The sequence below is a fragment of the Kineococcus halophytocola genome, from assembly GCF_041276425.1.
GTDB lineage: Bacteria > Actinomycetota > Actinomycetes > Actinomycetales > Kineococcaceae > Kineococcus > Kineococcus halophytocola.
Map to the genome: position 1 here is coordinate 18,647 of NZ_JBGFTU010000015.1, position 11,829 is coordinate 30,475.

Below are 11,829 nucleotides of genomic sequence, written 5' to 3' on the forward strand. Positions count from 1 at the left end.
ATGGCACTCACGACCACAGCCTTCGACTGGGTCTGCACCCTGGTGCGCAAGGAGAGTGCGATCGTCCTCGAGAAGGGCAAGGAGTACCTCGTGGAGTCCCGGCTCGTGCCGCTGGCACGGGCCGCTGGAGCCAGCGACGTCTCCGCCTACGTCGACGGCATCCGGTTGCGCCCCGACCGCCGCGCGCAGACCGCGATCGTCGAGGCGCTCACCACGAACGAGACGTCGTGGTTCCGCGACGGCGCCCCGTTCCAGGCGTTCTCGACGTCGGTGGTCCCCACGCTGAAGCAGGCGCGGGCCGCGACGCGGTCCCTGCGCATCTGGTCGGCGGCCAGCTCCACCGGCCAGGAGGCCTACAGCCTGGCGATCTCGCTGCAGGACAGCCTGATCGCCGAGGGGTGGCGGGCCGAGATCATCGGCACCGACCTGTCCAGCGAGGTGCTGGAGAAGGCCAAGGCCGGCCGGTACTCGCAGTTGGATATGAACCGCGGGCTACCGGCCCCGATGCTCGTGCGCCACTTCACGCGCGTCGGGACGCAGTGGCAGGTGAACGACGACATCAAGCGGATGGTCCGCTTCCAGCAGCTGAACCTCACGAGCTCGTACGCGGCCCTGGGCCAGTTCGACGTGGTGTTCCTGCGGAACGTGCTCATCTACTTCGACCTCGAGACCAAGCGCGACATCCTGTCCCGCGTGCGCAAGGTGCTCAAGCCCGGGGGATACATGTTCCTCGGGGGTGCAGAAACGACGCTGGGCGTCGATGAGAACTGGGACCGCGAACTCATCGGACGGGTTTCGGTCCACCGTCCCAAGAACGGAGGTCAGGCATGAAGGCTCTGGTCGTGGATGACTCCCGCGCCATGCGGAAGATCATCGCTGGTGCACTGCGCAAGCTCGGGTACGAGACGGTCGAGGCGGCCGACGGCGCCGAGGCGCTGAAGGTCCTCGAGTCGGGCCCGCTGCCCGACCTCGCGACGGTCGACTGGAACATGCCGGTGATGGACGGGCTCACGTTCGTCACCCAGGTCCGGGCGAACCGCGACTACCGCGCGCTCACGCTCATGATGGTGACGACGGAGGCCGAGCACGGGCAGATCGTCCGGGCGCTGGCCGCCGGCGCCCACGAGTACCTCATCAAGCCGTTCACGGTCGAGTCGCTGGAGGAGAAGCTCTCCCTGCTCGGCCTGCTGCCGGAAGGGGCTCAGGCATGACCGAACTGGTCGAGGAGTTCTACGACGAACCCACCGACTACGTCGAGGACGAGGCCCTGGGCCAGATCGTCGACGCGATGTGGGCGTCGTACTTCGCGCACACCGAGTTCCTGCTCCCGTCGTTCGACCAGCACGACATCGAGGGCGACATCCTCGCCGCCTCGGTGACGATCTCCGGGGCCCGTCCCGGCATCGTGACCGTCAGCGTCGAGCGCGCCCTCGGTCTGCCGCTGGCCGCCGCCCTGCTGCAGGACGACGGCGAGCTGACCGACGAGGACGTCTACGACTCCCTCGGCGAGGTCGCCAACATCGTCGGCGGCAACATCAAGGCCCTCGTCCCCGACGCCGGGCCCCTGGGCCTGCCCGTCGTCTCGACCGCCAAGCCGCTGCACGGCGCCTCCGATCGCCTCGCGGCCCGGCTGGACGCCAACTGGCAGGGTCAGTGGCTGACGTTCGAGGTGTGGCTGGCCGGCGGCAACGGTCCCGAGAACGTGGGGGGTTGAGGACGTGAAGGCCCTCGTGGTCGACGACAGCCGCGTGATGCGGCAGATCGTCATCCGCACGCTGCGCCAGGCCGGGTACGACTGGGTCGAGGTGGTCCAGGCCGAGAACGGCAAGGAGGGTTTCGACGCGGTCCGCAAGGAGAACCCGGACATCGTCCTGTCCGACTGGAACATGCCCGAGGCCACCGGCATCGAGATGCTGCAGAACCTGCGCGGTTCGGGCCTGGACGTGCCGTTCGGCTTCGTGACCTCGGAGGGGTCGGAGGAGATGCGGGAGAAGGCGGCGGCCGCCGGCGCCCTGTTCCTCATCGCCAAGCCCTTCACCCCCGAGGCGTTCGCCGCGGCCCTGGCCCCCGTCCTCGGCGGTGACGCCGGTTCCGGCGCCGTCGAGACGTCGGTGGCGCAGGGCGAGGTGAAGTTCGACGTCAACCCGTTGCCGTCGAACCTGGCGATCCGCAACCTGCTCTCGGACCTGCTGAACCGTGACGTCGACCTGTCCGACGGGCGTCCGCTGCCCGTCGGCGGCAAGCCCGGCTCCCTCGTCGGGCTCTACGTGGACGACCACCTGAAGTCCAAGGCCGTCGTGGTCTTCGACTTCGCGCTGGCCGCCCACGCCGGTGCCGCGATCGGCCTGCTGCCCCCCGGGGCCAGCGAGGACGCCATCGACGACAAGGAACTGCCGGAGAACCTCGCGGTGAACTCGCGCGAGGTCCTCAACATCATGGCGTCCCTGTTCAACGTCGAGGGTGCCGCGCACCTGAAGCTGTACGCGTCCTACGTCCCCGGCGAGGCCCTGCGCCCCGACGTGGCCGACTGGGCGACCCGCACGGGCAGCCGCCTGGACCTCGCGGTCACGGTGGCCCGCTACGGCAAGGGCGCGCTGAGCATCGTCACGTTCTGACGCGCACGTCCTGCAGGACCCCTCGCCCCCGCGGGCGGGGGGTCCTCGTCGTCCCCGGGGCCGCTCAACCGGTGACGACGGCCGTCGTCGCCCCCGGGCCACCGCCCCACACCGGGGCGACGGCCGGCCGACCCAGCAGGTACCCCTGCCCGCAGTCGACGCCGAGCTCGCCGAGCACGGCCAGCTCGTCGGGCCGTTCCACGCCCTCGGCCACCATCGTCGAACCGAGCTCGGAGGCGAACCCCACCAGGGCCCGGGCCACGGCCCGGCGTGCGGGGTCGGCGTCGATGCCGCGGACGAAGGCGATGTCGAGCTTGACGATGTCCGGGTTCAGGTGCAGGACGTGCTGCAGGCTGGCGAACCCCGCTCCCGCGTCGTCGACGGCGATGCGGACCCCGTGCCGGCGCAGCCGCGCGGTCACCCCGGTGAGCGCGTCGTAGTCCTCGACGGGGTCGTGCTCGGTGATCTCCACCACGAGGCGGTCGGTGGCCGCGGACAGCAGCAGGTCGTGGGTGGTGGTGTCCAGCAGCGCCTCGGCGGAGGCGTTGACGCTGAGGTAGGCCCCGGTGGGGACGGTGCGCAGCAGCGGCAGGGCCGAGGCGATCGCCGCCTGCTCCAGCTGGACCCCGACGCCGGAGGTGCGGGCGTCGGTGAACACCTGCCCGGGCCGGCGCGGTGCCCCCTCCGGCCCGGTGAACCGGCTCAGCGCCTCCGCCCCGGCCGTCGCGCCCGTGCGCAGGTCGACGATGGGCTGCAGGACGGTGCTGCGGCCGGTGCCGGCGACGAAGGCGTCGAGGGAGGCGAGCCGGTCGTCCCGCTCGGCGCGGCGGCGGTCCCGGTGGTGCAGCACCCCGGCGACCAGCGCCGCCACCACGTGCAACGCCTCGAGCTGGCGGGAGGCGAGACCGGGCCGGGCGTCCTCGGGCGCGCCGACGCCCACGAGCCGGCCACCGGGGACGCCGTCGGGCCGGACGACGTCGACGGTCAGCGGGGCGGTGGCCAGGTCGGTGTCGGCCAGCAACCGGACGGTGGTGTGCGGGTCCAGGACGCTGCTGGTCTGCTCGACGTGGTGGGGGGTGGTGCGCGTGGCGCGGGTGAGGGCCGCGACCGGGGTCCCGAAGACGTCCCGCGCCAGGTCCAGGAGCTGGGCGACGGCGTCGTCGTCCTGCCCGTGACCTCGCACCGGTGGACCTCCCGCGGCCGTGCCGTCCTCGCTCGTCGTGTCGCGCGCGGCCGTTCCGCGGGCCGAGGGTCGCACCGCGCGGGAACGGTGCGTCCTGCTCGTGACACTGCTGTCTCCTCGACCTTTCCAGAACGACCGGGCCCGCACAATCACGAACAGGTCACAGTGAGCATCGGTGACTGTGCGCAGTTCCGGGTGGTCCGGGTCTGGTCCCCGGCCGCGGGCCGCACTACCGTTCCGGCATCCGGCTCGGACCGTCCCAGGAGGAAGCCGTGTCCACGCACCTGACGCCCTACCTCAGCTTCCGCGGCCAGGCGAGGGAGGCGATGACCTTCTACCGCGACGTCCTCGGCGGCACCCTCGACCTCACGACGTTCGGCGAGTTCGGCGCCCCACCCGGCGTCGACCCCGAACTCGTCATGCACTCCCAGCTCACGACGCCGCAGGGGTGGTGGCTCATGGGCTCCGACGTCCCGCCCGGCATGGACCTCACCCCCGGCTCCAGCATCACCGTCGCCCTCACCGGCGACGACGGCGACGTCCTGCGCCCGGCCTTCACCGCCCTCGCCGAGGGCGGGACGGTGGAGACGCCGCTGGAGCCGCAGATGTGGGGCGACGAGTACGGCGCCCTCGTCGACCGCTACGGGATCCACTGGATGGTGAACCTGTCCGCCCCCGCCGCGCCCTCCTGACCGCCGCGCCGGGCGCCCGGTTGGACGTGTCGTTGACGCGACGCGCCGAACCTATCGGCGCTTCGCGTCAACGACACGGACACGGGGGCGGGGGGCGGTGACGCCGGAGGGAGGGGTGGGAGACGGGGGGTGACGGGTCAGGGACGGCCGGTGGGGCCGTGCCGGCGCATCCGCAGCACCGCGACCATCGCCTCGCGGATGATCGCCTTCGACATCTTCGACGTGCCGTGCGTGCGCTCGGTGAACAGGATCGGCACCTCGCGCACCGTCGCACCCTGCTGCAGCGCGGCCAGCGTCGTCTGGATCTGGAACGCGTACCCCGCCGCCGTCAGCTCCGACAGGTCCAGGCGGCGCAGCAGGTCCGCGCGCCAGGCCTTGAACCCGCCGGTGAGGTCGGCCACGGGGGCGTGCAGCAGGACCCGGGCGTACACGTTCGCCCCGCGCGAGAGCGCTTTGCGGTACCAGGGCCAGGCGTCGTCGAGGGCGCCGCCGGGCACGTACCGGGCGCCGAGGACGAGGTCGGCGCCGGCGGCGATCTCGGCCAGCATCCGCTCCAGCGCCTCCACGGGGTGCGAGCCGTCGGCGTCCATCTGCACGACGACGTCGTGGTCGCCGGTGGCCAGGGCGTGCGCGAAACCGGCCCGGTAGGCGGCGCCGAGGCCGTCCTTCGTCGTGCGGGTCAGCAACCGGACGCGGCCCTGCGGGTAGCGCGCCGCGGCCTGCTCGACGAGGGCGCCGGTGCCGTCGGGGGAGGAGTCGTCCACGACCAGCACGTCGGGGGCGACGGCCGACCCCAGGATCCGCTCGAGCATGCCGGTGATGTTGTCGGCCTCGTCGTACGTGGGCAGGACGACGACGCAGCGCAGGGCTTCGGCCAACGGGAACTCGCTCGGGTGATCGGCGGACGGGTCGCCCGACGCTACCCCACCCCGTGCGGCGGGCCGGCCGGGGCGGGCGGGGGAGCTGGCAGACTGGTGCCCGCGCCCGGACCCCGCGGGGACCGGGCGCGGCCGGGAGGGCTGGCCGAGTGGTTGAAGGCGGCGGTCTTGAAAACCGCTAGGGAGGTACCCACTCCTTCCTCATGGGTTCGAATCCCATGCCCTCCGCCACCCCCGGACGCCACGCTCCGGGAGGACCAGGAGCGAGGAGCAGGACGATGAGCGCGGTCGTGGGGCCCGAGCTGACCCCCCAGCGGCGGGCGACGGCGCTGCGCGCCTTCCACACGCTGCCCCGGGAGGACCGCCAGGACGCCATCGCCCTGGCCCGGCAGGGCCGGCGCCACCCCGACGAGCGGGTCGCGGCCGTCGCGTGGTGGTACGCCGCCGCCGTCCTGCAACCGCGCTGGTACAACCGCGTGCCGCTGGTCGTGCCCGTCGTGGTGGTGCTGGTGCTGCTCGCCGGTGCGCTGCTGGCGAACTCCTGGCCGCTGGCCCTCCTGGGCCTGGTCGTCCTGCTGGTCTCCGCGGCCCTCGTCCGGCAGCGGCTGACCACGGCGCCGCTGCTGGGCCTCATGCGCCCGCCCGGCGCCGCCGACGTCCCCGAGACCGCCCAGGACGAGACCGACCGGGACGAGACCGACCGCGACTGAGGCCCGCCCGTGCCGCCGGACGGGTGAGAGCCCGCCGCCGGCGGGTGAGGGACCGTCCAGTCACCCCGCCGCGGTGACGATGACCAGGACGTGCGGACCTGGTCGAGACGGGGGTGGGACGCGCTGAGGGCGACCGGTCGCCTCGGCGCGGACGTCGCCGTCCTCGTCGCCGTCCTGGCCGGTCTGGCCCTCGCCCAGTCCCTCCTGGGCCGCGGCACGACCGCCTCGCTCCTGATCTTCGGGCTGGGGGAGGCCGCGGTGGCGTTCCTGGCGGCGGGGTTGCTCGGCTGGTCGGCGTGGCGGCGGGCCCCGGCGGGGTGGCCGCGTCGCAGCTGGGGACTGCTGGCGACGGCCTGCGGGTCGTGGGGCGCGGGCCAGCTCGTCTCCACCGGGCAGGACGTCCTCGGGCTGATCCAGGACGCCACCACGTGGGCCGACGTGCCCTTCCTGGGGTTCTCGGTGACCTTCGTCACCGCGGGGATGGTCCACCTGTGGGGGCGCACGCGGTCCCACGTCGGCCTGGCGACCCTCCTGGACGGCCTGCTGCTGGGCACCGCGCTGCTGACCGTCCTGTGGGTCGGCTGGCTCGGTGAGGCCGTGCGGCACTCCTCCCTCCTCTCGGCCGACCTCGTCGTGCCGCTGGCCTCCCCGCTGCTGGACGTGGTCTTCCTCACCACGACGCTCATCCAGACGGCGCGGCTCGGGCTCTCCCGGGTCGGGGTCCTGTGCCTGCTGGCGGCGACCTCGCAGACCGTCGGTGACGTCGTCCACGCGTACGGGTTCCTGGCCACGGCGGGCTACCAAACCGGCGGGGTGGCCGACTACGCCTGGATCGTCGCCTTCGGCGTCTTCGCGATCGGCTCGCGCCAGTCCTCGGGCCGCCCGTCGTCGTCGCGGCCCCCGGCCACCGGGTCGGTGAGCTGGCTGGTCCCCTACCTGGCGCTGGGCCCGGCGACGGTCCTCGGGGCGATCCGGCTGTGGGCGACGTCGGACCGGTTCGTCCTCGTGGCGCTGCTGGCCATGGTCGTCCTCGGCGTGGGCCGGCAGTTCCTCGCCCTCGACGAGCACCGGCGCCTGCTGCTGACGACCGAGCGGCAGCGCCACCAGCTCGACCTGCTGGCCCACGTCGACCCGCTCACAGGCCTGGAGAACCGGCGCCGGTTCTCCGAGCGGACGGCCGAGGCGGTCCGCGACGCCCTCGGCACCGGGGACGCCCTCGTCGTCGCCTTCGTCGACCTCGACCGGTTCAAGGCCGTCAACGACACCCTCGGGCACGCGGCCGGTGACGACCTGCTGCGCGGTGTCGCGGCCCGGTTGCTGGCGTGCGTGCGGGAGCAGGACTGTGCCGCCCGCTGGGGCGGGGACGAGTTCGCCGTCCTCGTCACCGACCCGCAGGTGCCCCCGGAGGCCGTCGTGCAGCGGCTGCGGGCCGCGCTCGCGGAACCGTTCACCCTCGGGGGGGCGGTCGTGCAGGCCTCGGCCAGCATCGGCGCGGTCCGGGAGGAGCCGCGGGCACTCGCCGCGGACCGGCCCGCCGGCGCGGACGTCGTGCCCGCCGTCGTCGAGGCGCTGCTGGCCGCGGCCGACGCCCGCATGTACGGGGTGAAGCGGTCCCACCGCGGGTCCGTGGGCGCGAGGCGGTAGGTACGGTCGGGCGGTGCCGCCCGGAGCCCGCGACCGCGTCCTCGTGCCCGTCGACCCCCTCGGTGCGGACGGTGCCGTGCAGGTGGCGGCCGACGTGACCGGCACCGGCCCCACCGTCCTGCTCCTGGCGGGTCAGAGCCTGGGCCCGGAGACCGCCACGGGCACGGCCGCCGACCTCGCCGGGGCGTTCCGCGTCGTCGTCGTCCACACCCGCGGGACGGGAGGCAGCACCGGCGGCCCCGGCCCGGGCGGCTGGACGACGGCCACGTTCGCGGCCGACGCCGTGGCCGTCCTCGACGCGCTCGGGGTGGCGCGGGCGCACGTCCACGGGTTCTCGATGGGCGGGCGCGTCGCGCAGGTGCTCGCGGCCCGGTTCCCCGACCGCGTCGACCGGCTGGTGCTCGGGGCGAGCGGACCCGGTGGGGCGCACGAGGTCCGCTGCGAGGCCGACGTCGCCCGCACCCTGCGGCACGCGGCCTCGCCCGCGGGCCGGCAGGGGCTGGCCGACCTGTTCTTCACCCCGGGGTGGTCGGCCCGCCACCCCGGGACCGCGGCCCGGTTCGCCCCGACCGGCTCCCCGTCGGTGCGGCGCGCGCACCACGGCGCCAGCACCGGTCACGACGGCTGGGACCTGCTGCCGCGCATCGCCGCCCGCACGCTCGTCGTGCACGGCGGGGACGACCGCCTGACCCCGCCCGCGAACGGCCGCCTGCTCGCCGGCCGCGTCCCCGGCGCCGAGCTCGTGGTCCTCGACGGTGCCCGGCACGGCTACCCCGCGCAGTTCCGGGCGCGGACCGCCGAGCTCCTGCGCGCGTTCCTGGGCTGAGGGGCCGCCCCGGGCTCAGGCGACCGTGCGCAGGGCCAGCGGCAGGCAGCGCACCGTGACGTCCACCCCGCCGTCGACGTGGAAGACCTCCCCGTCCAGCTGCAGGGGCATGGGGGAGTGGGTGAGGAACTCGAAGGGTTCGGCCCGGGACGTCACCGGGTGCTTGCCGCGCAGGACGCGGGTGAAGTCGGCCAGCAGCCGCAGCTTGCTGCGGTGCGGGATGAGCAGCGTCTCGTACCGGCCGTCGTCGGGCGCGGACTCCTCCGAGAGCTGGGCGTACTTCGCCATCCGGTCGATGTTGGCGAACACCAGGCTGTCCAGGTCGATCTGGCGGCCCTCGTGCGTGATCGTCATGGGCCGGTAGCGCCAGAACGCGCGCACGACGAGGAAGGACTCCTTGACCGCGTCGAGGTCGTGCTCGTTGAGGGCGGCGGCGGCCACGGGGGTGATCCCGACCCCGGCGTAGGAGTGCGCGACCCGGGACCGGCCCCCACCGGTGACCTGCAGCAGGTCGATGCGCGTCGTCGGCGCCCCCGCCACGACGTCGCGGACCGCCTGGGCCAGGGGACGGTCCTGCGTCGCGGAGGCGTGGTCATTGGCGTTGCCGGAGGGCAGGACCGCGGCCAGCCCCCGGCCGGCGGTGACGACGCCGTTGACGACCTCGTGGTACCCGCCGTCGCCGCTGGCCGACACGACGAGGGTCCCGCCGTCCTCGCGCACGGTGTCCCGGGCGATCTCCTCGGCGTGGCCCGCGTACTCGGTCTCGACCAGGTCGACGCGCACCACCCCGTCCAGGTCCGCGCGCAGCCGTTCGGCGTTCGCGGGGCCGTCACCCGTGCTGTTGGGGTTCAGGACGACGACGACGCGCCGGATGTCGGTACTCACGCGCTCACCGTAGGGGCGATCGCCCGGGCCTGCCCCCCGCGACGGCGAGGGCTGCTGCGACCGGGTGGTTCAGGCGCGGAACTGCGCGGGCCGCTGCGACGGGGCGTCGGCCAGGGCCTGCGTGATCCCCTCGACACCGGCTTCGGCGCCGTAGACGGGGGTGCCCGGCTGCTGGCGCCAGGACTCCGCGAGCGGCCCGGCGTCCACGACGTCGAAACCCATCTCGCGCACCAGGCCGGACACCACGTCCTTGGCCCCGGCGTCGTCGCCCGCGATCGGCAGGGCACGCCGTTCCAGGTCGCCGTCCTGACGGCCCGCGGTCAGCAGGTGCTCGGCCGTGATCCCGTTGAACGCCTTGACCCAGTGCAGCCGGCCGCGGGGGTCCAGGTGCTGCGCGGTCCACACCGTCTCCGGCGTCCCGTCCTCGAGGGCGTCGATGCGGCCGTCGCGCTCCCGCGGGTAGTAGTTGCCGGTGTCGACGACGACCGCGCCGTCGGGCAGCGGGTCCAGCAGGGTGGCGGGCAGGTCGGGGACCCGGCTCTGCGGGATCGTCACGACGACGAGGTCCACCCCGCGCGGGGCGTCCTGGGCGGTGACCGCGGTCGCCCCCGTCTCCTGCGCGAGGTCGGCCAGGGTTTCCGGGCCCCGGGAGTTCGCGACCTTGACGGTGTGGCCGAGGCGCGTGAACGCGCGGGTGAGGTTTCCGCCGATGTTGCCGGCGCCGACGATGCCGATGTCCATGCGCACGACGCTACGTCCGCGCCCACCTGACCGCCCCCGGAGGGAGCGGTCAGGCGGGCGGGTCCTCAGAGCGTCGCGATGTCGATGACGAACCGGTACCGCACGTCGGAGGCCAGGACGCGCTCGTAGGCCTCGTTCACCTTGTCCGCGGCGATGACCTCGACCTCGGAACCGATGCCGTGCTCGGCGCAGAAGTCCAGCATCTCCTGGGTCTGGGCGATCCCGCCGATGTTCGAGCCGGCGAAGCTCTTGTTGCCCACCACGACCGAGAACATCCGCAGCGACAGCGGTTCCTCGGGCAGGCCCACGTTCACCATCGCGCCGCGCACGTCGAGCAGCGAGAGGTAGGCGTCGAAGTCGAGCATCGCGCTGACGGTGTTGACGATGAGGTCGAACTGCCCGCGCAGGGCCTGGAAGGTGTCCGGGTCGGACGTCGCGTAGTAGTGGTCGGCGCCCAGGCGCAGACCGTCCTCCTGCTTCTTCAGCGACTGCGACAGCACGGTCACCTCCGCGCCCATGGCGTGCGCGAGCTTGACGGCCATGTGGCCGAGCCCGCCGAGGCCGATGACGGCGACCTTCTTGCCCGGGCCCGCGCCCCACTGCTTCAGCGGGGAGTAGGTGGTGATGCCCGCGCACAGCAGGGGTGCGGCGACGTCGAGGTCGATGCCCTCGGGGATCGAGCAGACGAAACCCTCGGTGACGACGATGGCCTGGGAGTACCCGCCGTGGGTCGGCTCGCCGTCCTTGCCGACGCTGTTGTACGTGCCGACGTTGCCCTCGACGCAGAACTGCTCGTCACCGGCGAGGCAGTTCTTGCACTCCCCGCAGGAGTCGACCATGCAGCCGACGCCGACCCGGTCGCCGACGGAGAACTTCGTGACCTCCGAGCCGACCTCGGCGACGGTCCCGGCGATCTCGTGGCCGACGACGACGGGGTAGGTCGCCGGGCCCCACTCGCTGCGGGCGGTGTGGATGTCGGAGTGGCAGATGCCGGCGAACTTGATGTCGATCCGGACGTCCTTGGGCCCGACGTCGCGGCGTTCGACCTCGAACGGGGTGAGCGGTTCGGTGGCGGACGTGGCGGCGTAGGCCTTGACGGTGGTGGGCACGTCATCTCCCTGGGGGTGGTCGGTGGGGGACATGCGCTCCGTTGCGCCGGGCCACCACGCTAACCCGGCGCCTGCGCCGCCGCCGTCCGGGGTCGTTGCGCCTTCTACCAGACGCGGTCGGGGCGCCGGAGCCGCACGATGGTCTGGTGTGCGAGAACAGTGCGGGAGCCGACCTGGACCTGCCCGCGGACCTGAGCGCCGCCCGCCGGGCCAGGACCTTCCTGCGCGACCGCTCCTGTCCCGAGCACGGCGGTGACGTCCTGGACCAGGCGCTGCTGGCGGTCTCGGAGCTGGCCGTCAACGCGGTCGAGCACGGTGCCCCGCCGGTGCGCGCCCACGTCGACTGCCGTGGCGGCGTCCTGCACCTGGAGGTCAGCGACGGCAGTCCCGCGCTGCCCCGGTGCACCTCCCCGGAGCCGTCGGCCGAGTCCGGCCGGGGGGTCGGGCTGGTGGCGGCCTTGGCCGCCGACTGGGGCGTGCGCCGGGGCGGGTCCGGACAGCGGCCCGGCAAGACGGTCTGGTGCGACCTGGGCGGGTGACCCGCCG

Annotated in this window: 12 protein-coding genes, 1 tRNA gene and 2 pseudogenes; 10 read left to right on the plus strand and 5 right to left on the minus strand. The window is 73.8% G+C overall.

Features of this window, described 5'->3' with window-relative positions:
- The 4 genes and pseudogenes from AB2L27_RS13605 to AB2L27_RS13620 all read left to right on the plus strand — a co-directional run.
- Nucleotides 1–744: pseudogene (locus tag AB2L27_RS13605) on the plus strand (CheR family methyltransferase); the annotation flags it as partial.
- An 83-nt stretch (nucleotides 745–827) separates the two neighbouring features.
- Nucleotides 828–1,211 (plus strand): response regulator, encoded by a 384-nt coding sequence (locus tag AB2L27_RS13610; RefSeq protein WP_370442018.1) that lies wholly within the window; start codon nucleotides 828–830, stop codon nucleotides 1,209–1,211.
- A complete protein-coding gene (locus tag AB2L27_RS13615; protein ID WP_370442019.1) occupies nucleotides 1,208–1,714 on the plus strand; it encodes a chemotaxis protein CheX in 507 nt (168 codons plus the stop codon). The genes AB2L27_RS13610 and AB2L27_RS13615 overlap by 4 nt, the downstream gene beginning before the upstream one ends.
- Nucleotides 1,715–1,718: 4 nt before the next feature.
- Nucleotides 1,719–2,075: pseudogene (locus AB2L27_RS13620) on the plus strand (response regulator); the annotation flags it as partial.
- A gap of 604 nt (nucleotides 2,076–2,679) precedes the next feature.
- On the opposite strand, the gene AB2L27_RS13625 reads toward AB2L27_RS13620, so the two are convergent.
- Nucleotides 2,680–3,798, minus strand: a complete 1,119-nt coding sequence (locus AB2L27_RS13625; RefSeq protein WP_370442020.1) for an EAL domain-containing protein — start codon at nucleotides 3,796–3,798, stop codon at nucleotides 2,680–2,682.
- Between the two features lie 272 nt (nucleotides 3,799–4,070).
- Here AB2L27_RS13625 and AB2L27_RS13630 point away from each other — a divergent pair, with 272 nt between their 5' ends.
- Nucleotides 4,071–4,490, plus strand: a complete 420-nt coding sequence (locus tag AB2L27_RS13630) for a VOC family protein (protein WP_370442021.1) — start codon at nucleotides 4,071–4,073, stop codon at nucleotides 4,488–4,490.
- Between the two features lie 137 nt (nucleotides 4,491–4,627).
- Here AB2L27_RS13630 and AB2L27_RS13635 read toward each other — a convergent pair whose 3' ends face one another.
- Nucleotides 4,628–5,368, minus strand: coding sequence for a polyprenol monophosphomannose synthase (locus AB2L27_RS13635; protein ID WP_370442022.1), 741 nt, complete (start codon nucleotides 5,366–5,368; stop codon nucleotides 4,628–4,630).
- A gap of 135 nt (nucleotides 5,369–5,503) precedes the next feature.
- On the opposite strand from AB2L27_RS13635, the gene AB2L27_RS13640 reads away from it, so the two are divergent.
- The 4 genes from AB2L27_RS13640 (at nucleotide 5,504) to AB2L27_RS13655 (ending at nucleotide 8,548) form a co-directional block, all read left to right on the plus strand.
- Nucleotides 5,504–5,599: transfer RNA gene (locus tag AB2L27_RS13640), tRNA-Ser, on the plus strand.
- A 47-nt stretch (nucleotides 5,600–5,646) separates the two neighbouring features.
- Entirely contained in the window at nucleotides 5,647–6,078 is a 432-nt protein-coding gene (locus AB2L27_RS13645; RefSeq protein WP_370442023.1) for a hypothetical protein, read from the plus strand.
- Nucleotides 6,079–6,168: 90 nt separating this feature from the next.
- Nucleotides 6,169–7,722, plus strand: coding sequence for a diguanylate cyclase domain-containing protein (locus tag AB2L27_RS13650; RefSeq protein WP_370442024.1), 1,554 nt, complete (start codon nucleotides 6,169–6,171; stop codon nucleotides 7,720–7,722).
- A 13-nt stretch (nucleotides 7,723–7,735) separates the two neighbouring features.
- The gene (locus AB2L27_RS13655; RefSeq protein ID WP_370442025.1) at nucleotides 7,736–8,548 is read left to right on the plus strand and encodes an alpha/beta fold hydrolase; all 813 of its coding nucleotides are present in this window, start codon (nucleotides 7,736–7,738) and stop codon (nucleotides 8,546–8,548) included.
- A 15-nt stretch (nucleotides 8,549–8,563) separates the two neighbouring features.
- Here the strand turns inward: AB2L27_RS13655 and AB2L27_RS13660 are convergent, their stop codons facing one another.
- The 3 genes from AB2L27_RS13660 to AB2L27_RS13670 form a co-directional block, all read right to left on the minus strand.
- Entirely contained in the window at nucleotides 8,564–9,433 is an 870-nt protein-coding gene (locus tag AB2L27_RS13660; RefSeq protein WP_370442026.1) for a diacylglycerol/lipid kinase family protein, read from the minus strand.
- Nucleotides 9,434–9,502: 69 nt separating this feature from the next.
- Complete coding sequence (locus tag AB2L27_RS13665) at nucleotides 9,503–10,174, minus strand: NADPH-dependent F420 reductase (RefSeq protein ID WP_370442027.1); 672 nt, start codon at nucleotides 10,172–10,174, stop codon at nucleotides 9,503–9,505.
- A gap of 65 nt (nucleotides 10,175–10,239) precedes the next feature.
- Nucleotides 10,240–11,316, minus strand: a complete 1,077-nt coding sequence (locus AB2L27_RS13670; RefSeq protein WP_370442028.1) for an NAD(P)-dependent alcohol dehydrogenase — start codon at nucleotides 11,314–11,316, stop codon at nucleotides 10,240–10,242.
- Between the two features lie 113 nt (nucleotides 11,317–11,429).
- Here AB2L27_RS13670 and AB2L27_RS13675 point away from each other — a divergent pair, with 113 nt between their 5' ends.
- The gene (locus tag AB2L27_RS13675) at nucleotides 11,430–11,822 is read left to right on the plus strand and encodes an ATP-binding protein (RefSeq protein ID WP_370442029.1); all 393 of its coding nucleotides are present in this window, start codon (nucleotides 11,430–11,432) and stop codon (nucleotides 11,820–11,822) included.
- Nucleotides 11,823–11,829: the final 7 nt, after the last annotated feature.

Coding starts and splice junctions, on each gene's coding strand:
- AB2L27_RS13610 (WP_370442018.1), top strand. CDS start 828: ATGAAGGCTCTGGTCGTGGATGACTCCCGCGCCATGCGGAAGATCATC.
- AB2L27_RS13615 (WP_370442019.1), top strand. CDS start 1,208: ATGACCGAACTGGTCGAGGAGTTCTACGACGAACCCACCGACTACGTC.
- AB2L27_RS13645 (WP_370442023.1), top strand. CDS start 5,647: ATGAGCGCGGTCGTGGGGCCCGAGCTGACCCCCCAGCGGCGGGCGACG.
- AB2L27_RS13665 (WP_370442027.1), bottom strand. CDS start 10,174: ATGGACATCGGCATCGTCGGCGCCGGCAACATCGGCGGAAACCTCACC.
- AB2L27_RS13670 (WP_370442028.1), bottom strand. CDS start 11,316: ATGTCCCCCACCGACCACCCCCAGGGAGATGACGTGCCCACCACCGTC.